This is a genomic window from Parahalioglobus pacificus (assembly GCF_014652275.1).
Classification (GTDB): domain Bacteria; phylum Pseudomonadota; class Gammaproteobacteria; order Pseudomonadales; family Halieaceae; genus Parahalioglobus; species Parahalioglobus pacificus.
In genome coordinates this window covers 281,000-300,348 of the sequence record NZ_BMYM01000001.1, presented here as the reverse complement: position 1 = coordinate 300,348, position 19,349 = coordinate 281,000, and the positions used below count along the sequence as shown (strand labels likewise).

Sequence of the window (19,349 nt, the reverse complement as noted above, 5' to 3'; positions counted from 1 at the left end):
TGCCATGCAGCCCCTGATACATCAGGCCTGTGTGGATTGGTAGTAGTCCATGAGAATCTGGGCCACTTCCGGCCGGGAAAATTCCGGCGGGGGCGCGATGCCCTGTCCCAGCATCTCACGCACGGCAGTACCAGACAGCAGTACAAAATCTTCCTTCGCGTGGTCCGGCGCATCACGCATCATGACAACACGGTCGAGCTTCTTACTGTAGGCAGTGTGGTCAGCGCGGTATATATCCAGCTCCAACGCATCCGTTGGCACCTCTTCATCGAAGATAGTCTGGGCATCGAAGCCACCGTAGTAGTCGCCGACCCCAGCGTGATCCCGACCGACGATCAGGTGGGTACAACCACAATTCTGACGGAACACGGCGTGCAGCACGGCCTCGCGCGGCCCTGCATACAGCATGTCAAAGCCGTACCCGGTGATCATGACCGTATTTTCAGGGAAGTAAACATCCACCATCTTGCGAATAGAGGCATCGCGCACGTCTGCAGGGATATCACCCGGCTTGAGCTTGCCCAGCAGCATGTGGATCAGAATACCGTCAGCGTCCAGATCTTCCATCGCCATACGGCACAGTTCCTCATGCGCGCGGTGCATGGGATTGCGGGTCTGGAAGGCGACAACCTTATTCCAGCCACGCTGTGCGATCTCGTCACGAATCTCATAAGCGGTGCGGAAGGTGTCGGGGAAGTCCGCCTGGAAGTAGGAGAAGTTCAGCACCTGAATATCACCCGAGAGCAAGGTGCGACCCAGACCAGTGAAGGTCGCGACACCCGGGTGGTCCGGGTCCAGCGTGCGGAAGATCTTCTCTGCCATGGCCGTAATCTGTTCATCGCTAACAGACTCCACCGCAGCGACATCCATCACTGCCAGTACGGGATTGCCCTCAACGTTGGGGTCGCGCAGTGCGATACGGGTCCCCGCCTGCACATCTGTGCTGTCCGTGAGATTAACAATGGGCACGGGCCAGAAAAGGTCGTCGGTGGTGTGCATGGTCTCGGCGACGCTAACGGCATCAGCCAGATTCATATAGCCTGTCAGCGGGTTGAAGTAGCCGGCGCCAAGCATGACGGCATTGGCCGCAGCTGCGGAGTTCATCAGCAGCGATGGCAGGCCTTCTGCTTCCGTCAGCAGTGCCGCACGCTCTGCGTCATCAGCCACGTACAAAGGGTTCAGTTCGCTGGAACCGTGGGGCTTAATCATGAGTTCAACTCCAAATTCTCTTTGTTACAGGCCGGCGCTAACAATGCCGCGCGCCTTCAGCAGGGCAAGGATTTCGTCCACTTCCTCTTCCAGCGATTGCTGGTCAGAGCGAAGGTGCACTTCGGGCTTACCCGGCGCTTCGTAGGGATCATCAATACCGGTGAAGTTCTTGATCTCGCCGGCGCGGGCCTTTTTGTACAGGCCTTTGGGGTCGCGGGACTCTGCGGCCTCAAGAGAACAGTCAACAAACACTTCGATGAAGTCCATGCCCGCCTCTTCGTGCAGGGCACGTACCTGATCTCGATCGGCCGCATAGGGACTGATAAAACTGGAGAGCGCGATAACACCACTGTCAACAAACAGCTTGGCCACCTCGCCAATGCGACGAATATTTTCGGTACGATCCTCGGCTGAGAAGCCCAGATTTTTGTTGATACCCAGGCGCACGTTGTCACCGTCGAGGCGGTAGGCCAATACACCCATCTCGTTCAACACACCTTCCAAGGCCACAGCAACCGTCGACTTGCCACTGCCTGAAAGTCCGGTAAACCACAGGGTCGCGCCTTTGTGACCCAACAGTTTCTGCCGGTGCTCCCGGGTGATATCCCCTTCGTGCCAGTGAACGTTCGTTGCCTTTTGCTCTGCCATGACGATTGCTGCCTCTTTCAACGTGTCGATGGCACTTTGCCATCCTGCTCAGCCGCCGTCAGAGCGACTGAGAATAAATGCTTGCCGATACCCGGCAAATTGTTCCGCTAACCCCTGCTCTGAGAAGCCGAACTGATCCAGCGTATACTCGTGGGGCGGTCTGAGTTCGCGCCGATTGAACGTCTGCCACCGCTGCATTTCTTCCCTGGCAGCGTAGGTGAGATCCATGCCGAGGAAGGCGTACACCTTCTCTATCTCTTCCAGCGGCTGTGTCACCGTGTCCTTGAACCACAGATCCAGGAATCGGTCTGGTGGCAATTCGGATCGAACCTCCATAGTGCGCTGCATACCGCGAGCGAACTTCTGGGCCCACTGCCTACCCACCTCTACCGGATCGGCGGCGTCGGAGTATATCACCCACACGCCGGCAATGAGACTGGCCAGTGAGGGAATTGTTTCAATGGGATCACGGTGCGATTGCACCACCTTGGCATCCGGGAAGGTTTTGAAGACCAGATCCATAAAGTGCAGGTGGTGCGGCGCCTTCAGCGCCCACCGCTGCCCCTCTTGACCCGCCTTGCGCTTCTGCCACTGCAAAAACTGCAACAGGGTCCGAAAATAGGCGTAGCCGGGCGTATGATCCTGAGACTCCACCCAGGCGTCGAAGCTGGGGACGTTCGCGAATGCCTGGATGTTGTAGCTCAAAAAGGACTGCTCAAGGAGCATGATGTCCTCATCCGGTCCCATAGCGTCCATCGGGTGAATAGACATGAGATCAGGGTTAGCGTCTACCATCGCCTTCACTTCGGCCTTGGCATCCGTGATGCGCCTGTCGCCGGCAGCGCTGAAGTCCCAGTCCAGCGCAGGGCTGGGGAAGCGCACTTCGTACCACAGCGGTGCGGACATACGCGGGTCCGCAGCGATGGTGCGATGCAGCATGGTCGTGCCTGTGCGCGGCAATCCCGCGATAACCAGAGGCTCAACAATCTCCTCATCGAGAATTTCCGGGTACTGGGTGAGCCACCACTGCACTCGCAACCGTGTGGACAATATGTCCACCAGCCTTTGGTGCATGATGGCTATGCCCATGGCGTTCAGCTGCGCTTCTTCCCGCAGCGAACGACACAGTATTTCCAGTGGTTCTCGCCAGTCGTCACTGCCAAAGTCAACCAGCTTATCGACGGCACGCGCCTGTTCAATCACCGTGCCGCTATCCAGCAGTGTGTCAGTCATGGGAATGCTCCTGTCTGCTGGATGAGCCTGCATGACTGCCCTGTCTTAGCATCTTCACCGGCACAACTTCGGTGTGCACCGGCGGGAAGATCTCCGCTTCAACGTAGCGCAACAGCATCGCGCCGCAGGCATGTCCCGCGGTGGTCAACCAGTTGGGGTATTGCTCGCCCGGTGCACTCGCTGCTACGACGATAACAACACTGCCATCGGGCTCGTAGTGAGCCGTATGCCGGTTAACGCTGATCCGCTGATAGCGATAATCCAGTGACTCCATCCAATAGTTCGACAGCTGGAAATTCCAGGTGCGGCACACCGTAGGCGGCATGAAGCGAATCACCAGCGCCTCGTCCTCACTGAGGCGCCAGTAACTGTTGTGGTAATGAATGGCGGGATCGCCGCCAGCGCGCAAGCACTGCTGCTGATCATTGGCGGGGAGTTTATTGACGTGCTGCGAAAACCCCTGCATCCAGTCACTGAATAGCCCAGCGGTACCTGCAACAAACGGAACAACCCGACCCAGCGCGTCGGCGAAGCCCGCGGGCGAGAGCAGCGGTGCATCAGCGGCATCCAAACACTCGATCTGCATCTCTGCCTTTCGCTCCAGGCGCCGGTCGCGGAAAGTCTGGCGCACCAGTAAATTATCGCTGCCAGGAGTCATTGGCAGCCAGTTGCCCGAGTGAGGCTTCGCGCTCACGATCAGCTCAAAGTAGCCATCATCCTCAAGGTGTAAATCGTCCAGCGTTAGATGCCCGGTAGGTGCCATGTCACCCTGACCGGCAAAGGACCCTGCTTTGGATTCAATGCTGAGGTAATCCACGGTGCCTCTATGACCGCGTATTCTGTAGGTGAGAGCACCGTCTACAGCGCAATTCATGTAGAAGTTGTCGGGGTTGTCATTACCAATCTTGGCGGTTTCGTGCGACAGCGAATAAAACTGCGGACAATGTGGGTCGCTGAACTCGATATTCTTCTCGAGGCTCAAGCGCAAAAGGCGCGTCAGGTAGCGATAGCCCTCTGCGCGCGTCAGGTCGTCATCGGGTGCTGTATCGGCAAGCACAAGATCACCTGCCGCCTTCAACTGATCACAGAACTCATGCCAGAGCTGCCCCTGCAACAGGGCCTGTTTATTATCTTGATTCATGCGGCCTCCCTACGGACAGCAGAGTCTGCCACGACCGAAGAATTGCCTCACGCGGTGAGGAGTCAGAGGTAATAATTTAGTGTCGACAGTACAAGCATTAGACCCACTAGTGGCAGCAACCAGCGTTGCAGACGGGCGAGCTTTTCGGGGTTGGCAGGTTTGGCGAAGCGCTCACCAAAAAACACCATCAATGCCACACCGCCGAATATCATCAGCAAGAGAACAAACAGGTTAGTCATTGCGGATCTTCTCCCGTTAACGCGCGCACATCGGCGTACCATTGCGAAGGGTTAACCAGTTCACCGTCATCGTCAATCGGCGGATAGCTCAGTCCACGCTGGTCACAGAACTGCTTTAACCGCGGCTGTGACCAAGCGAACAACCAGTGCTTGTAGGTCGTCCCATCTAGCCGACAGGTGTCGTAAAGCCCTGCGCGTTCTCGCTGCTGTCTGGCTTCCGCCAGCAAAGTCGCTGCCGCGACGGACACATTCAAGGACTCCACCATCCCCAACATGGGCACAGTGACACAGCTATCCATCAGTGCAACCGCCTCCTCGGACACGCCGGCGATCTCAGCACCCATCACAATCGCTGTGGGTTTGGTGTAATCAACCTCGCGATAGTCTCGGGCTTTGTCTGTGAGGTGCGCAGCGATTAGCTGATAGCCCTGGGATTTCAAACCGGCAAGCGCCGGTACCAGCGACGCGTGCCGCACAACCTCAACCCAGCGCTGCGCGCTGGCAGCCGTTCCGCGGTAGGTGCGGTAATTCTCCTCGTCCACCACCGCATGTACCTGCATTATCCCAACAGAGTCACAGCTGCGTACTATTGCTGCCAGGTTACGGCTTTTGTGCACAAAGTCTGTCACAACCGTAAGATCGGGCTGACGCTTTGCCAGCACGGCTTTCAGCCTCGCCTGTCGTTCGGGTGTCATGGGGCTTGCGTCACAGTGACGGCGTATTACTCAGCTGCCTGACGAGACGGGTCGTCCAAGGCCTCGGGCGCCTGACCACCGGCGAAGATGGCCTGCCCAGCGCCCTGTCCGAGGTTCATGATCTGGGTAGAGGTGACTGTGTAGGATGAGGCGGCGATGACCCACTGACCATCCTCCATCGCGTAGTCGTCCTCATAGTAGCCACCCAATTGGGTGGTGACCTGCTGACGCGTATCGATCAGGTAATAATAGAGTCCCCAGGTAGCATGTGCTGACTGGGGCGAGGTCACTTCGATTTGCGGGTTTTGGCCATGGTGCATCTCGATAATGTGCTCGCTGCACGCCAGCTGCGTGTACACAGCAAGCATGGCATCGCGACTATCGAACTCGCCAATACGGCCGTAGCTGAGGCGCACGGGGCCCGAGGCAAAGCAGGCTCGAATGGCATCGGGCTGCTTTAGATCACAGGCCTGAAAATAACGCGACTTGAGCTGCTTGATCGCCTCGATGGCTTCCAGTCGCGCCAGTCGCTGCTCCAACGACGCCTGCGCCGTCATGCCTTCAGCCACTGTGGTGCCAGGGCCTGCACCTGACGACTGATACCGTCGCGCCAATCCACCTGAGTGGGCCCGATCAGCGAATGCATGCGTTCAGTATCGATACACAGGGACCCGAAGGCCTTGGGATTGTCCTGGAAGATCGGCTCAAAGCCGGTGAGCTCGCTGAGGTAGGCGCACCACTCTTCAATACTGGTTCGCTGCGATCCGCCAAAGTTCACGGTAGTGACGTCCTCGCTAGCGGCGGCCAGCAGCCTAGGCAGCTTCTCCAGATAATCGTCGGCGTGCAGCAAGTTGTAGCAGTTGGGCCGCTCCGGATGTATCTCAATGGGGATGCCCTGCTCCATCATCAGCAGGTGAAAATAGGGCCATCCCCCGTTGTCGCCATAGGGAACACTGAGGCGCGCAATCGTTGTTGGAATGTTGAACTGCCGGGCAGTGAATCGGCACACGGTTTCCGCGGCGATCTTACTGATGCTGTAGGTGGGAAACATGACCCGGTGGTTGTCACCCAGGGGCGCATCCTCGGTGCGTGGTTCATGGCCGCAGTATTCGTAGACAGCTGTGGAAGACAGGTGCAAAAAGGCTTTGACACCTCGACAGTGCAGCATCAATCGTCCAAGCCCTTCCGCGTTGGCGGCAAGGTCGTAGTCAAAATCACCACTCTTAACCACGGCAAAGTTCAGCACGTAATCAAAGTCGTCTGGCAAGGCAGCTAAACTGCCCGGCTGCGCCAGATCGGCGGCGACACAAGTTGCACCCAAGGCTTCGATTCGGGCGCGGTCATCGGGGTTGCTGAACCGCGCCAGCGCCGTAAGGTCGCAGCGCTGTGCCCAGGCAGCAATCACTGGCTCCGCTACCTGGCCGGTTGGCCCCGTTATCAGAATCTTCTTACCGTCTATCGCTACCGGTTCCAGCACCCTGTTTTCCTCCTGAGCCCGGTTCGACCGGTTCTATCATTGCTAACGCCCAAGGCGCCCCGCACAGGCCACCCGGTACACTTCAGATATATTGCTGGCGCTATCAACCGTACAGTCCAGGTCTTTCAACAGGCCATCATGCATGGCTATAGATCAGCCCGTGCACGGAAAGCGCCTGTCCGCGCGCCCAGGCGCCTTGGGCGATGGTAGTGTGGCAAACATTCCTGACCTGGCCGATGACATTCAGCTCGCAGAGTAAATCCACGCGATCATCTGCATCCGCGGCGTCTATCTCCGCATGATGCCGCTCATAGACATCTTTGATGTTGCGCAGCCAGTTATCGATCATGCCATTGTCGGCATTTTCATAGGCCGCCTTAACACCGCCACAGCCATAGTGACCAACCACCATCACATGCTTCACTTTCAACACATCAACCGCGTATTGCAGCACCGTCAGGCAATTAAAGTCCGTGTGCACCACCATGTTGGCAACATTGCGATGCACAAACACCTCGCCGGGTGCGAGGCCCACAATTTGGTTAGCCGGCACTCGACTATCCGCGCAGCCGATCCATAAATATTCGGGGTTTTGTTGGGCAGCCAGTGACGGGAAAAAGTCCGGGTCGGATGACTTGATCTCATCCGACCACTGGCGATTACGGGTGAAGAGTTTTTCGAGTGCTTTGTCTGTCATGATGCGTTGTGTTTATCAGGTGGCTAACATGGAAAGACGCGCAACGGAGACCCGATTGCCGCCATTCTGGCGTGATGTTGCAAGCGCTTTGGCAGCCTCGGACTGCATCTGCCTGGCCAATTGCGACATGTCGATCGCCGGGTATTGCTCCGGGTCCCAGGTAACCATGCCAATACTGAGAGTGATATGCAGCACAGCTCCGCGACCATCATCGATCGCAAACTGGTCTATGTCGGCTCGCATACGCTCACCGATGTCCTGCGCCAGCGACTCCGTGCAGCCTGGCAGCACAATGGCGAGACTGGATTCCGACAAGCGAGCCAGGTAATCGGTTTCGCGCAAGTCTGAGCTGATCCGCGCCGCCGCCTTACGGATCACGTGATGTGAAGTGGACTGATCGTAGTGCGTAAACAGTTCTTGATACTCATCGATGTCCATGACGAGGATAGAGAGAGGCTCATGGGCTCGACGCGCGCGTGATATCTCTCTTGCGATGTCCTTTTCAAAGCCACGAAGATTGCTGATGTGAGTCAGGGGATCGAGCAGGGTTAGTTGCGAAACCTGCTGGCGAGCAACCACATTCTTGAAGGTCAGTGCTATGACGTGCGCCAGGTGGGCCACCAGGTCTTCTTCCGGTTCGTTGGCCAGCAGCTCGGCGTGCTGCAGGCCGCAATGGAGGCTGCCCATCAGACGTCCACCGTCAGTCAAAGGCAAGAGTAGCGCGTATTCAATACCATGCTCGGACTTGAGCACTTCGAACATTCGTGGGTCGGTCGCATCCAGCAGCGTAATATCAGGCTCGAGGTCGTAGAGCTCCTGCATATCAAAGGCGTCACGCGTCAGTTTGAGATGACCACCGTATCGCTCGGCGTCCACGATCAGCCCACCCAGCACCCCTTCAGGATCGTACAGCCACAGCTCCGCCAAGGGAAAACGGAAGTGCTGGGGCATGGTTGCAAGTATGATTTCCAGGAAGCGAGGCAGATCATTGGCCTCGAGCAGCATGTGTACCAGCTGCCTTATCTGATGACTCAGATACCGATTGAGCGTGATGGTTTCGGCGAGTCGGCGTTCACGCAATTCCGCCGCAGTCTCCAAGGGCGGAGCCGCTTCTATTTCCTCGATTCGGCCGTTGGCATCAAAGTCCTGCGGCATACGCTCAACCTGTTCAGTCGTGCACCTGGAGTTCTCCGGCGCATCTTATATTGGCGTTTGAGTGTAAGCGCCATATACTGCGCGTGCAAACCGGGGGGTGGCGCAAGCCTGAGACATCTAAATAGATGAACCCTTTGAACCTGATCCAGTTAACGCTGGCGTAGGAAGCGGTTTAACCGGACGCGTCCCCTCGTTTGCGCTCACTGTATAAACGTTTTGTTGAATGACCAGGGGATCTCCGTGACTCGTCGCTCTATTCTTGCCCAATCCGTTTCACTCGCCTCAGCCTTGACTGCCGCTTCTGCTCTGACACAGGCCCAGCCTGAGTCGCCCATGCTGGAAGAAATTGTGGTCACCGCCGAGTTTCGCGATACGCCACTGATGCAGCAGGCGGCCAGTACCAGCATTGTCTCCTCCGACGACATCTACGATCGTGCGGCACAGCACCTGGAAGAGGTACTGAATCTGGCACCCAACGTTAACTATGCCAGCGGCGCCTCGCGGGCCAGGTTCTACCAGGTACGGGGCATCGGTGAGCGCAGTCAATTTGTAGAGCCGTTGAATCCCTCGGTGGGCGTTCTGGTAGACGGCATTGATTTTAGCGGCCTAGGCACGGCGGGCACTCTCTTCGATGTGAGCCAGGTCGAGGTGTTACGCGGCCCGCAAGGCACACTGCATGGCGCCAATGCACTGGCGGGCCTCATCAACATTACCACTGCCGCACCTACCGACACCCCTTACTTCGCCGTTGAAGCCAGTGCCGCGGAATACGACACCTACAGTGTGGGTGTGGTAGGCAGCGGCCCACTGGTCGCCGATGAATTGCTCTACCGGCTGGCCGTCAACCACTATGAAAGCGATGGCTTTATCGACAACACATTCCTCGATCGGGATGACACCAACAACCGTGACGAGACTGTGATACGCGGCAAGTTGCGCTGGCTGGCTGGCAACTCAGATACCGTGGATATGGTGCTTAGTTACAGCGACATTGATAACGGGTATGACGCCTTCTCCCTGGATAACACCCGTGAAACGCTGTCTGATGAGCCGGGCAAGGACACTCTGGAGTCAACCGCTGTTGGGCTGCACTGGACCCGGGAGTTGACCACTGCGACCCTGCATGTGCAGGGCTCTTTCGCCAGCACGGAGACAGAGTACAGCTATGACGAAGACTGGAGCTTCGTTGGAATCGCACCGGAGCTGGAGTACTCGTCGTTTGATCAATACCTGCGAGACAGGGAGAGCGCCAGCGCAGAGGCCAGACTGGTGTCGCGCCAGCCACTGCAACTGGCCGGACTGTCCAGCGATTGGGCTATTGGCGCCTACTACCTGGGCGACCGAGAGGACCTTGCTCGAAACTATACGTTCCTGGGCGCCCCCTTCAGCAGCGAGTTTGATACCGATACGTCGGCCATCTTCGGCCAGCTGGATACGCAGCTCAGCGAACACTGGGTGCTGGTCAGTGGTCTGCGTGTGGAACGCCGCAACACCGACTATAGCGACAGCAATGACGTTTCCAGTGACCCCTCCAAAACCCTGTGGGGCGGCAAGCTGGCACTGGAGTATTACACCGATGAAGGTGGCTTGTGGTATGGCTCGATCTCGCGCGGTTACCGCGCCAATGGCGTGAATGCCGGCATACTGGCCACTGAGGAAGCGGTTGAAGACCCGGATCAGAAGGAGCAGCTGCGCGCCCTTCGCGAGTTCGATGACGAATCGCTGATCAACTATGAGATCGGCTTCAAACGACAATTCAGCGACTTGAACCTGGGCACACGCATCGCTCTCTTCTACATGGATCGCAGCGACCAGCAGGTGAGCAGCTCTCTGGTACTACCGCGGCCGGACGGCAGCACCAACTTCATCGACTACACCAGCAATGCAGCAGAGGGCAGCAATTACGGCCTTGAGCTGGAGCTCACATGGCAGCCTACCGCGAACCTTGATGTCTACGCGTCACTGGGGTTGCTGGAAACAGAGTTTGAGGATTACATCAATGCCAACGGGACCGACCTGTCCGGCCGCGACCAGGCACATGCACCCAGTTACCAGTACGCGCTGGGCGGCCGCTATGACTTCGCCGGAGGGTTCTTTGCACGCGTTGACCTGGAAGGCAAAGATGAGTTCTTTTTCTCGGATCGACACGATGTCAAATCACCGTCACAGGACCTGGTGCACGCGCGCCTGGGGTGGGAAAACGCTCATTGGTCAGTGGCGTTGTGGGGCCGTAATCTGACTGACGAAGATTACTTCGCCCGCGGCTTCGGCAGCTTTGGCAACGATCCGCGCAAGGGTTACATCACAGAGCCCTACTTCCAGTACGGTGACCCTCGCCAGGTTGGCGTGAGCGCTAGCTACCGCTTCTAGGGAGGAGCCACCATGAACATCACGGCCGAACTTAGCCTTTACCCCTTCGATAGCGACTACATCGCCATCATCAAGGCCTTTATCGAGCGGCTCAACACCGACAAAAGCCTTGCGGTAGAAACTACCGCGACCAGTACGCGCATCAGCGGGGATTACGCTGCAGTGTTTGCGCTGGTGCAGGGCGCGCTGCAGGCCAGCTTCGAGGAATACGGCCGCCAGGTACTGGTGTGCAAGTTCATTCCCCAGGAATCTGACGAAGCGTGGAGATTGCAAGCCCTGGCCAGGCGATGTTAGACGCCGCCCGTGCCATGAGCGGCCTGGAGGCAATGGCGGTACTACTGGGTGTGGCGTATCTGCTGCTTGCGATGCGCGAGAGCATCTGGTGTTGGTACGCCGCATTTATCAGTACTTCGCTGTTCCTGGTGATTTTTTGGGATGTACAACTGCTGATGGAGGCCGCCCTGCAGGTGTACTACCTCATCATGGCGGTTTATGGCTGGTGGCACTGGCGCAGTGGCAGAAACCATAATCAAGAGCACGATAACGCCGCCCCCATCCGCAGCTGGCATTGGCACCAACACGCACTTGCAATATTGCTCATCGTGGTTGCCGCCCTGGCCAGCGGGTTCGTCCTGCAGAAAACTACCGACGCGGCCCTACCCTACTTGGACTCGTTCACAACCTGGGGCAGTGTTGTGACTACCTGGATGGTGGCGAGGAAGGTACTGGAGAATTGGCTGTATTGGCTCGTCATCGATAGCGCGGCTATCTACCTGTACCTGGACCGCGAACTCTATCTGACTACCGGCCTGTTTGCGCTGTACCTTGTGATCGCTGTTTTTGGATATCTGCAATGGCTAAAACACTATCGCCATCAGAACGCTTGAGCCTTGAAAACGCTCTGCAACGTTTCGCGCGGTGGCAAACAGTAACGCCTCTGCAGGAGGCGCCGACAGCGCTATCCGTCTTTCAAAGCGGTCTGAGTAACACCTCGGTGCTGGTAGAGGATAAAGAGCTACGCCGCTACGTGGTGAGGATTGGTAATGCATCAGACAACGCAAACGCATGGGACACGCCCTCGCCCATCAATCGACGAGCAGAACATCAAGCCCTTCTCGCCGCCGCGCAGCAGGGCATCGCCCCGACACCTCGCTTCGTCGATGTGCATTCACAAATACTGGTTTGCGATTACCTCGAACCAACACCGGTTAATGACTTCGATGTCAAAGGCACCGCGGCGCTACTGCGTCAGATACATGCGCTGCCGCCGCTAAACCACCAGCTAGATTTGGCACATCACTTTCGAGGGTATATGCAGCGCATTCAAGGCACTGACGAGAATGGCCTGCTAGCTGTTCGAGACTCGCTGCAACGTTACCCGGAAACACTGCGAAGATTAGACGCATTCAACGAGCCATCGGTGCTGTGCCATAACGACCTATTGCCGGCCAATCGAATGCTGACTGCAGGCCAGTGGTATGCCCTCGATTGGGAGTACTGCACTATGGGCAACCGCTGGTTCGATATCGCCGTGGTACTGTGGGGTGAGCAGGCTCCGACCGACTATTGGCCAGAGTTTGCTGGCGACTACTTACAGGACAAACCCACAGATGCTCAGCTTGAGCAACTCAGGCTGTGCTATGCCTTGTACGGCCTTCTGGAGTGGCTATGGTGCGCCACCAATCCCGCCGCGGACATGACAACGGATATTGAGCGAGTACTGGCGGCATTCGAGCACTGCGAATGACGGGGTCACTCACCCTGTTACGCAAACGCGGGCAGTGGCATCATCGGTGCGCAGGCGGGAGACATATATGTCGCATCTAGTCATTAACGATAACTGTCGGGGACAGGCCTGAGTTGAACCGTAGTTGGCACATTCTGGGCGCGGGCGCTATCGGCTCTTTGTTTGCGGCAAAACTGCAGAATGCCGGTGAACAGGTTGTTCTCCTGGACCACCACCAAACGCCGGAGTCCGGGCGAAGGAGTCTGACCGGGGAGCCTCCTGTCGGCAACTTCCAGTTCCCCGTGAGCCTTACGACTGACACGCAGCCCATCGATCATTTACTCGTCACCACCAAAAGCTACGCGGTGATACCGGCACTGCGCAGCGTGACGCACAGGCTAAGCAGTGGCGCGCAATTGGTGGTGATGGTCAATGGCATGGGCATCGCAGAGCAGTGCAAAGCGCTGTTGCCTGCGTTTTCGCTCGTGCTGGGGAGTACCACCGAGGGCGCTTTTCGAGAGCGCAAACACACCATCGTTCATGCCGGCACTGGCATCACACACCTTGGGGACTACAGAACGACACCTGGGGTAAGCCGCAGCCATGAGCAGGCTGCCCATCCCGGCTGGTTCGCCCCCTGGCGCTCCATGGGCGCCTGCGAATGGGACAGCAATATCAATGATCGCCTGTGGCTAAAGCTTGCCATTAACGCGGCCATCAACCCGCTCACTGCACTGCATCAATGCAAAAACGGGGAGCTGGTTCGCCAACCGGCTTATCTGGCCCAGGTGATGTCGCTGTGTGATGAAATTCAGGCCGTCGCGCTGGCCGCGGGCAATACAGCGTGGGCTGAGGACTTGCCTGCCCGCGTGATTGAGGTCATCGAGAGAACAGCGAACAACCGTTCGTCTATGCTGCAGGACATACTGGCCGGACGCCCTACCGAGATCAATGACATCACGGGCTGGCTGGTTAAGCGGGCGAGTGCGCTGTCTGTTGCCACACCCACGCATTCTGCACTGCTTGCTAAGTTCTCTGAGACCTATCCGAACCAGGGCTAGAGATCAGCGAGCAGCTCCTTACTCAATTCAAACAGTGAGGAGTACCATTGACTCGAGCTTGACCTGGGGTGAAGCTCCAGCGACCTTCGCCGCAACTGGGCGGTTTTCGCCACCGCCATCTCCAGTAAACAGCGACCGGGGTCGCAGTGCAGCACAATGTGAACCTGGGCAGAGGGCAACTCGCCCTTCGTCAGCAATAGCTGCCAATGGGGCTGATTGGTAATCGGCTTAACGGGCAACCTGGAAAGGTCTATCGCCTGATCCGTCACCGTGCGCGCGAGCCAGCGATGGGATAACTCCGGCGGCAGTCCAATACCCGCCTGCACATCTATATGAGAGTCCTGAACCCGCAAGGTTGGCATCGCCCAATGCCGATAGGACAGCACTGCACCGATGACAACGGTGGCCGTCAACATCGCCACAATCCACCTACGCAAGGGTCGTGCGTGACGAGCGACCAGTAACGACAGCCCGGAGACAGTGCGCATCTCTGCCTCACCGCTAAAATGACTTACATCGCGCGGCGCGCTCTCCTCCAACCACATGGCACCGCTGACAGCTGCACCCAGTTGGCCTCTGACGCGGCAAGGGCTGCCCGCAGCCCGCGCCATACGTCGTAGCTCTTGTCGCACACGAAATGCGTTGCGCGGCCGATTAGCGGCAAGCGGCTCTAACAACCAGTTCACCAATTGAACCGCGCTATCGGGTATGCGTTCGCCGGCGGTCGTCTTATCCCCCAGTTGTAAGCGGGGCACAACGGGTGGGTTATCGTCACCGTCGGCCTCACCCCCAGCCGCAGGATGAGTAGTGCCTGTAACTAGTTGGTGCAGCAGAAGTCCAAAAGCATAGAGGTCGCTGCGCGAGTCCACCGCATTACCGGCCATTTGCTCCGGTGGCATAGACTGGCGCGATCCTCCCCGCGCATGCCCAAAGCTTTCGCTGGCAATGCCCAGATCAAGGATCTTGATGCGTCCGCCTTCAGTAACGCGAATGTTCTCTGCTTTGATATCGCCGTGCACCAGCCCCGCTCGGCGTATGGCGGACAGGCCAGAAGCCACATCAAGGGCCAGATACAAAATTGCGGCAAGGGACAGCGACCCGGACGTCTGAAGCGTGGCCAATGTCACGCCCGGCACATACTCCATCACCGTAGCAAGCTGCTCGTCGGCCACCAACACATCAAGCACCCGCACCACTCGCGGGTGATCGATAGCGGCCAGCGCCTGTGCCTCGGTCGGCTGACGCATGCTGCCTTTACCCGCTTTATCTCGCAGGCTGAACTTTATGGCGACGGCACGCTGTTGGTGCTGGTCACTGGCGAGATAGACCTCGCCCTGGCCACCGCTACCCAGCATTGACTGCAGGTCGTAATTGGCGCCGAGACTGCCTGCCACCGGACTGCCTGCCACCGGACTGCCGGCCACCGGACTGCCTGCCACCGGACTGCCGGCCACCGGACTGCCGGCCACCGGACTGCCGGCCACCTTTTATTGACTCTTTTGCTGCGGCGCAGCGTCGACTGCCAGCTGAAGCCGTTGCTTCAAGCCCTCCACCGATACGCGCAGCTGAGCGGCCGTCTGCGACAGATCCCCGCGACACTCCTTGAGCTGTTCAAGAACGAACTCCAGGGACAGATCCTTCGCCAGATACAGCGTCGGAGATGAGCGGATAAAGCGATAAAGGGCGGACCGCGTCACACCCAGCGCTCTGGCCGCAGCAGCAATATGGTAGTCATGGCGCTCCAACATCTGCGAAACAACAGACAACTCAAGCGGGGTTGGTGCCGTTGATGGCCCAACTTCTGATACGTCGCTGCTCAGCGCATCGGGTTCGGCCACAGCCAACTGATCCATCGGTGATGAACTAACGCCAATCTCCGTTGAGGCGCCGTCCTCACGTAGCAAACATGCCCAGTCGGGGAGGTGAAGCGTGTCGGCACTGTCCAGAGCAATTTGGCGCAAGGTGTTATCCAGCTCTCGCACGTTGCCAGGCCAGGGCCGCAGGAGCAGCGCCTGAACCAGCATCACCCACCGCTGGCGCCACTGTCGATTTCGCCGGTGTGGCCCAAGCGATAGTCCAGCATCACCCTTGTTATGGAACAAGGACCAGTGCTTCGTAAAAAACTGCTGTGCCAACAGGCCAATATCTTCGGCATGTGCATCAAGAGACGGCACATCAATCTGCAAACCGGATAGCCGGTGGCGCAGCGCTGTGCGAAATCCAGCGCTCTCTGCATCAATATCCGCATCGGTGGCCGCCACTATTCGCACATCGACCGTTGAGATGCCGCCACCCAGCACCTGAATTTCTCGCTGTTGCAGCGCACGCAATAATAGCGGCTGCATACTGGACGGCGTATCTCCCACCTCATCCAGAAACAGGGTTCCGCCCTCTGCCTGCTGAAAGTAGCCCCGGTGGTCCGTAGTGGCCCCGGTGAATGCACCGCGCTTGTGCCCGAACAGCTGCGAGGCTGCAAGTTCCGGAGACAGGGTCGCCATGTTCACGGCCACAAATGGCCCGTCCCGGCGCCGACTGTGCGTATGCAGAGCTCTGGCGACATGCTCCTTGCCACTGCCACTCGGACCCAATACGAGCACATCGGCATCGGTGGATGCACAGCGCAAGACGCGTTGGCGCAGATCATTGAGAACCCGGGAGCCACCGATTAAACCAAAGTCTGGTAAGTTGTCGCCGCCAGTATTCGGCGGCCCGGCCGATAACACCAGCAGCACAGTGTCAGCCAGATTAATCACCAGCCCGCGGGCAATCGCGTTCAGCGAGAAAGAGAGATCATCCACCAAAGGACGGCCAGATATGCACACCCGGCTGGCACCGCGTGGCTTGTGCAGGTGCAAGCGGCCATCGCAGAACCCCACTTCCAGGGCCTGTCGGCTGATGTGATCATCACCGATATCTACATTGGCGCCATCGCCTGTGGGAGACAGGCACTTATGCGCAGCACCATCCGCGTAGACTGCTAAAGCAAACAATGGAAAGTGTCGACCAAGGGTAAGGGTAAAGGGCCGAAGCCCATCGCCTAACGCCGTGCTTGCACCCACATAGTCAGGATTGGGGTGAGCCAGGATTGTCGCGCTCAGACAAAGACGGGATTGGGCCGGCGCAAAGCCCGCAGTAGTGTTTATGGTTGTGTTACCGGCTGCACCGCCCATCTACCCCTCGGTTCAGGCGCTGATCCCTCATGCTTGATAACAATAGCAGCGCTTTCGCAAGGCGCCAGTTTGTCAGGCGACAATAACGAGCAGTGAAACGACGACCACCCAGAGGGCGGCGCAACGGCGCAACAGGGATTGCATATCCTGCACGCTGGGCAGGAGTTCAATTGCGCCTAGATCACCCGCATTCTGGAGATGATCAGGCGCTGATAATGCCACCTCTTCAACTGGCACTGGCCCGCCCAACGCAGGTTCGGCAACCGACTGCAGCAGTTTGTCCGCGGCCAGGGAGGAATCGGTAATCGCGCGCTGTAGCGCGCTTCGACAACGCATCAGATCACCGGCCAATGCAAAGCTTGCGGCGAGCAGGCGCGCAGGGACGAAGTCGAGGATATAGACCACCCTGCTATCGCCCGCAGCAGTCGAACTGGTAGTCGACTGCAAAACCAGTCGATAACCAAAGGCAGCCACCGGCCCCAGTAAGACGCCGTAAAAAACCACGGGGAACCAGCGCTGATAGCCCTCTAGCAATAACGCGCGAAACGCAAAGCTATGAGCCTCGTTCGCATCAGCGGGTTCTGAAACTGGCGGGCTTGAGAGAGCAGCATTGAGCGTCATCCAGGCGCCCTGCGCGTCTCCCCGCTCGCACTGTGCGGCATAACGATTCAGCGCAGTATGGAAGTCCCACCAACCAAAGGCGTAAAGCAACAGGGCAACCGAGATTCCAAACTGCGGCAGGCCGAAGAGAATCCCGTCAAAAGCACTGAGCAACCAGAAGGCAACAAGCACAGGCGCCAACACCGTAACCAAAAGCACCTGCCAAGACTGCGTAAAGCGCTCTGAAACCCACGCCTGCCAAGCAGCAATAGGCCGGGGATTATGTAACGGGCCCTCGGCACCCCAGAAATAGTAGAGCGCGATAGCCGTCATCAATGCGCCAAAACTCATGTGCTCTCTCCACTGATTGCTGTGCGAAAACGCCGCCAGTCGAAGGCGGGGCCAGGGTCGGTTTTCCGCCCGGGCGCAATATCGCTGTGGCCTACAATGCGCTCTGAAGTGAGGTCCCTATGAAAGTCGATCAGCGCATGCGTGAGCTGCCGCAGAACCTCGTACTGGGCGTCAGTGTAGGGAACATCGTCACTGCCCTCTAACTCGATGCCAATACTAAAATCATTGCAGTTTTCCCGGCCCTGATAGGAAGAGACACCCGCATGCCAGGCACGCTCTTGCGTATTCACAAACTGCACCAACTCACCGGTGCGCTGAATCAAGAAATGTGCAGAGACTTCAAGCCCCTCAATTTCCCTGAAGAAAGGGTGAGCACTGCAGTCCAACTGATTGCAAAAGAACTGTTCTATCGCTCCACCCCCAAACTCACCCGGCGGCAGAGAGATATTGTGAACAACCAGCAGGTCCACCGCTGCGCCGTCGGGACGCGGGCCATAGTTCGGCGACGGCACTTGTCTCGCCTGAGCACACCAGCCCTGCTGAATTGAAAACGCCATAATCCTCCCCTTGGCACATCATAGAGCATGGGCAGAAACACTCAACGCATTGCACTCTGATAAGCGCACTCCATTAAGCGCGCTTCGTTCAACGTGAGGGCGCTGATACAATTCTCACCCCGGTAGTAATCAAGCCAGACCATGACTTCTCATCAAACGCCTTCCCCCAGCCAGGATCGTATACGTCACCAGGTCGCCAACGCCCTTGCCGAAGATATTCGCGGCGGGGACATCACGGCGCAATTAATTAGCGAGGAAGCACAGGCCAACGCCCGCATCATTACTCGTGAGCCCGGTATACTCTGCGGAGCCGACTGGGCGGAGCAGGCGTTCATGCAGGTCGACTCTCGCGTGCAGTTGGAATGGCACGCGCGTGACGGCGACACTCTGTCGGCCAATGACACGTTGTTCACGGTGAGTGGGCCTGCCCGCGCGCTACTGACCGCTGAGCGCACAGCGCTGAACTTTCTACAGTTGCTATCAGGCACTGCAACGCGCTGCCATCATTACGCGAACCTCGTCGAGGGCACAAACGTTAAGCTGCTCGATACTCGAAAAACCATCCCGGGCCTGCGTCTGGCGCAGAAATACGCAGTGACCTGCGGCGGCTGTCACAACCACCGTATAGGCCTGTTTGATGCGTTTCTGATCAAGGAAAACCACATCATGGCTTGCGGTGGTATCACCGAAGCAGTGACGGCGGCGCGGGCAATGAATAGCGAAGTGTTGCTGGAGATTGAGGTAGAAAGCCTGGCCGAGTTACAGCTTGCCCTGTCGGCGGGAGCCGACCGCATTATGTTGGATAACTTTGACCTGCAAAGCATGCGCGACGCAGTCGCACTAACAGGGGGCAAGGCTGAGCTGGAAGCCTCTGGCAATGTGACAGACGCAACTCTCAGGCCTATTGCCGAGACCGGGGTGGATTACATCTCGATTGGCGCTCTCACAAAGGACTGTAAGGCGTTGGATTTATCGATGCGTTTGCTGGACTAGTGGGACGCTATTACGAGACCGGTGCAG

Annotated in this window: 19 protein-coding genes, 1 pseudogene and 1 riboswitch; of the genes and pseudogenes, 6 read left to right on the top strand and 14 right to left on the bottom strand. The window is 57.9% G+C overall.

Annotation, left to right across the window (positions count from 1 at the left end; genetic code table 11):
* Positions 1 to 21 precede the first annotated feature (21 nt).
* The 10 genes and pseudogenes from sat to IE089_RS01340 all read right to left on the bottom strand — a co-directional run bounded on the left by sat (position 22) and on the right by IE089_RS01340 (position 8,494).
* The gene (gene sat / locus IE089_RS01385) at positions 22 to 1,209 is read right to left on the bottom strand and encodes a sulfate adenylyltransferase (protein ID WP_189474456.1); all 1,188 of its coding nucleotides are present in this window, start codon (positions 1,207 to 1,209) and stop codon (positions 22 to 24) included.
* Between the two features lie 24 nt (positions 1,210 to 1,233).
* Positions 1,234 to 1,857, bottom strand: a complete 624-nt coding sequence (cysC, locus tag IE089_RS01380) for an adenylyl-sulfate kinase (RefSeq protein ID WP_189474455.1) — start codon at positions 1,855 to 1,857, stop codon at positions 1,234 to 1,236.
* 48 nt (positions 1,858 to 1,905) lie between these two features.
* On the bottom strand, positions 1,906 to 3,090 hold the full coding sequence (locus tag IE089_RS01375; protein WP_189474454.1) for a sulfotransferase family protein: 1,185 nt from the start codon (positions 3,088 to 3,090) through the stop codon (positions 1,906 to 1,908).
* Positions 3,083 to 4,231, bottom strand: a complete 1,149-nt coding sequence (locus IE089_RS01370) for a DUF1214 domain-containing protein (RefSeq protein ID WP_189474452.1) — start codon at positions 4,229 to 4,231, stop codon at positions 3,083 to 3,085. Before IE089_RS01370 ends, IE089_RS01375 begins: the two co-directional genes overlap by 8 nt.
* A gap of 62 nt (positions 4,232 to 4,293) precedes the next feature.
* Positions 4,294 to 4,470, bottom strand: coding sequence for a hypothetical protein (locus IE089_RS01365; RefSeq protein ID WP_189474450.1), 177 nt, complete (start codon positions 4,468 to 4,470; stop codon positions 4,294 to 4,296).
* On the bottom strand, positions 4,467 to 5,165 hold the full coding sequence (gene trmH, locus IE089_RS01360) for a tRNA (guanosine(18)-2'-O)-methyltransferase TrmH (RefSeq protein WP_189474448.1): 699 nt from the start codon (positions 5,163 to 5,165) through the stop codon (positions 4,467 to 4,469). The genes IE089_RS01365 and trmH overlap by 4 nt, the downstream gene beginning before the upstream one ends.
* A 26-nt stretch (positions 5,166 to 5,191) precedes the next feature.
* Entirely contained in the window at positions 5,192 to 5,722 is a 531-nt protein-coding gene (locus IE089_RS01355; RefSeq protein WP_189474446.1) for a nuclear transport factor 2 family protein, read from the bottom strand.
* Complete coding sequence (locus tag IE089_RS01350) at positions 5,719 to 6,642, bottom strand: NAD-dependent epimerase/dehydratase family protein (protein ID WP_229802522.1); 924 nt, start codon at positions 6,640 to 6,642, stop codon at positions 5,719 to 5,721. Before IE089_RS01350 ends, IE089_RS01355 begins: the two co-directional genes overlap by 4 nt.
* A 42-nt stretch (positions 6,643 to 6,684) precedes the next feature.
* Positions 6,685 to 7,339, bottom strand: a pseudogene (gene can / locus IE089_RS01345) (carbonate dehydratase).
* Between the two features lie 15 nt (positions 7,340 to 7,354).
* Positions 7,355 to 8,494 (bottom strand): GGDEF domain-containing protein, encoded by a 1,140-nt coding sequence (locus IE089_RS01340; protein WP_189474444.1) that lies wholly within the window; start codon positions 8,492 to 8,494, stop codon positions 7,355 to 7,357.
* Positions 8,495 to 8,577: 83 nt separating this feature from the next.
* Positions 8,578 to 8,679: riboswitch (TPP riboswitch) on the top strand.
* 55 nt (positions 8,680 to 8,734) lie between these two features.
* On the opposite strand from IE089_RS01340, the gene IE089_RS01335 reads away from it, so the two are divergent.
* The 5 genes from IE089_RS01335 to IE089_RS01315 all read left to right on the top strand — a co-directional run bounded on the left by IE089_RS01335 (position 8,735) and on the right by IE089_RS01315 (position 13,651).
* Complete coding sequence (locus IE089_RS01335; RefSeq protein ID WP_229802521.1) at positions 8,735 to 10,864, top strand: TonB-dependent receptor; 2,130 nt, start codon at positions 8,735 to 8,737, stop codon at positions 10,862 to 10,864.
* A 12-nt stretch (positions 10,865 to 10,876) separates the two neighbouring features.
* Positions 10,877 to 11,158 carry a YkoF family thiamine/hydroxymethylpyrimidine-binding protein gene (locus IE089_RS01330; RefSeq protein ID WP_189474442.1) on the top strand — a complete coding sequence of 94 codons (282 nt, stop codon included), beginning with the start codon at positions 10,877 to 10,879 and terminating at the stop codon, positions 11,156 to 11,158.
* Positions 11,152 to 11,751, top strand: a complete 600-nt coding sequence (pnuC, locus tag IE089_RS01325; RefSeq protein ID WP_189477273.1) for a nicotinamide riboside transporter PnuC — start codon at positions 11,152 to 11,154, stop codon at positions 11,749 to 11,751. Before IE089_RS01330 ends, pnuC begins: the two co-directional genes overlap by 7 nt.
* The gene (locus tag IE089_RS01320; protein ID WP_189474440.1) at positions 11,718 to 12,611 is read left to right on the top strand and encodes a phosphotransferase; all 894 of its coding nucleotides are present in this window, start codon (positions 11,718 to 11,720) and stop codon (positions 12,609 to 12,611) included. The genes pnuC and IE089_RS01320 overlap by 34 nt, the downstream gene beginning before the upstream one ends.
* Before the next feature lie 113 nt (positions 12,612 to 12,724).
* On the top strand, positions 12,725 to 13,651 hold the full coding sequence (locus tag IE089_RS01315) for a ketopantoate reductase family protein (RefSeq protein WP_189474438.1): 927 nt from the start codon (positions 12,725 to 12,727) through the stop codon (positions 13,649 to 13,651).
* Here the strand turns inward: IE089_RS01315 and IE089_RS01310 are convergent.
* The 4 genes from IE089_RS01310 to ampD form a co-directional block, all read right to left on the bottom strand.
* Positions 13,648 to 15,135, bottom strand: coding sequence for a serine/threonine-protein kinase (locus IE089_RS01310; RefSeq protein ID WP_189474436.1), 1,488 nt, complete (start codon positions 15,133 to 15,135; stop codon positions 13,648 to 13,650). The two genes, IE089_RS01315 and IE089_RS01310, sit on opposite strands and share 4 nt — an antisense overlap.
* A 3-nt stretch (positions 15,136 to 15,138) precedes the next feature.
* Positions 15,139 to 16,821 (bottom strand): sigma 54-interacting transcriptional regulator, encoded by a 1,683-nt coding sequence (locus IE089_RS01305; protein WP_189474434.1) that lies wholly within the window; start codon positions 16,819 to 16,821, stop codon positions 15,139 to 15,141.
* 72 nt (positions 16,822 to 16,893) lie between these two features.
* Positions 16,894 to 17,772 carry a regulatory signaling modulator protein AmpE gene (ampE, locus tag IE089_RS01300; RefSeq protein WP_189474432.1) on the bottom strand — a complete coding sequence of 293 codons (879 nt, stop codon included), beginning with the start codon at positions 17,770 to 17,772 and terminating at the stop codon, positions 16,894 to 16,896.
* Complete coding sequence (gene ampD / locus IE089_RS01295) at positions 17,769 to 18,329, bottom strand: 1,6-anhydro-N-acetylmuramyl-L-alanine amidase AmpD (RefSeq protein ID WP_189474429.1); 561 nt, start codon at positions 18,327 to 18,329, stop codon at positions 17,769 to 17,771. Before ampD ends, ampE begins: the two co-directional genes overlap by 4 nt.
* 141 nt (positions 18,330 to 18,470) lie before the next feature.
* Between ampD and nadC the strand changes: the two genes are divergently transcribed.
* Positions 18,471 to 19,322 carry a carboxylating nicotinate-nucleotide diphosphorylase gene (gene nadC, locus IE089_RS01290; protein ID WP_189474427.1) on the top strand — a complete coding sequence of 284 codons (852 nt, stop codon included), beginning with the start codon at positions 18,471 to 18,473 and terminating at the stop codon, positions 19,320 to 19,322.
* The last annotated feature ends 27 nt before the right edge of the window (positions 19,323 to 19,349 follow it).

Coding starts and splice junctions, on each gene's coding strand:
- pnuC (WP_189477273.1), top strand. CDS start 11,152: ATGTTAGACGCCGCCCGTGCCATGAGCGGCCTGGAGGCAATGGCGGTA.
- ampE (WP_189474432.1), bottom strand. CDS start 17,772: ATGAGTTTTGGCGCATTGATGACGGCTATCGCGCTCTACTATTTCTGG.
- trmH (WP_189474448.1), bottom strand. CDS start 5,165: ATGACACCCGAACGACAGGCGAGGCTGAAAGCCGTGCTGGCAAAGCGT.
- sat (WP_189474456.1), bottom strand. CDS start 1,209: ATGATTAAGCCCCACGGTTCCAGCGAACTGAACCCTTTGTACGTGGCT.
- IE089_RS01340 (WP_189474444.1), bottom strand. CDS start 8,494: ATGCCGCAGGACTTTGATGCCAACGGCCGAATCGAGGAAATAGAAGCG.
- IE089_RS01370 (WP_189474452.1), bottom strand. CDS start 4,231: ATGAATCAAGATAATAAACAGGCCCTGTTGCAGGGGCAGCTCTGGCAT.
- IE089_RS01375 (WP_189474454.1), bottom strand. CDS start 3,090: ATGACTGACACACTGCTGGATAGCGGCACGGTGATTGAACAGGCGCGT.
- IE089_RS01305 (WP_189474434.1), bottom strand. CDS start 16,821: ATGGGCGGTGCAGCCGGTAACACAACCATAAACACTACTGCGGGCTTT.
- cysC (WP_189474455.1), bottom strand. CDS start 1,857: ATGGCAGAGCAAAAGGCAACGAACGTTCACTGGCACGAAGGGGATATC.
- IE089_RS01330 (WP_189474442.1), top strand. CDS start 10,877: ATGAACATCACGGCCGAACTTAGCCTTTACCCCTTCGATAGCGACTAC.
- IE089_RS01355 (WP_189474446.1), bottom strand. CDS start 5,722: ATGACGGCGCAGGCGTCGTTGGAGCAGCGACTGGCGCGACTGGAAGCC.
- IE089_RS01365 (WP_189474450.1), bottom strand. CDS start 4,470: ATGACTAACCTGTTTGTTCTCTTGCTGATGATATTCGGCGGTGTGGCA.
- ampD (WP_189474429.1), bottom strand. CDS start 18,329: ATGGCGTTTTCAATTCAGCAGGGCTGGTGTGCTCAGGCGAGACAAGTG.
- IE089_RS01320 (WP_189474440.1), top strand. CDS start 11,718: ATGGCTAAAACACTATCGCCATCAGAACGCTTGAGCCTTGAAAACGCT.
- nadC (WP_189474427.1), top strand. CDS start 18,471: ATGACTTCTCATCAAACGCCTTCCCCCAGCCAGGATCGTATACGTCAC.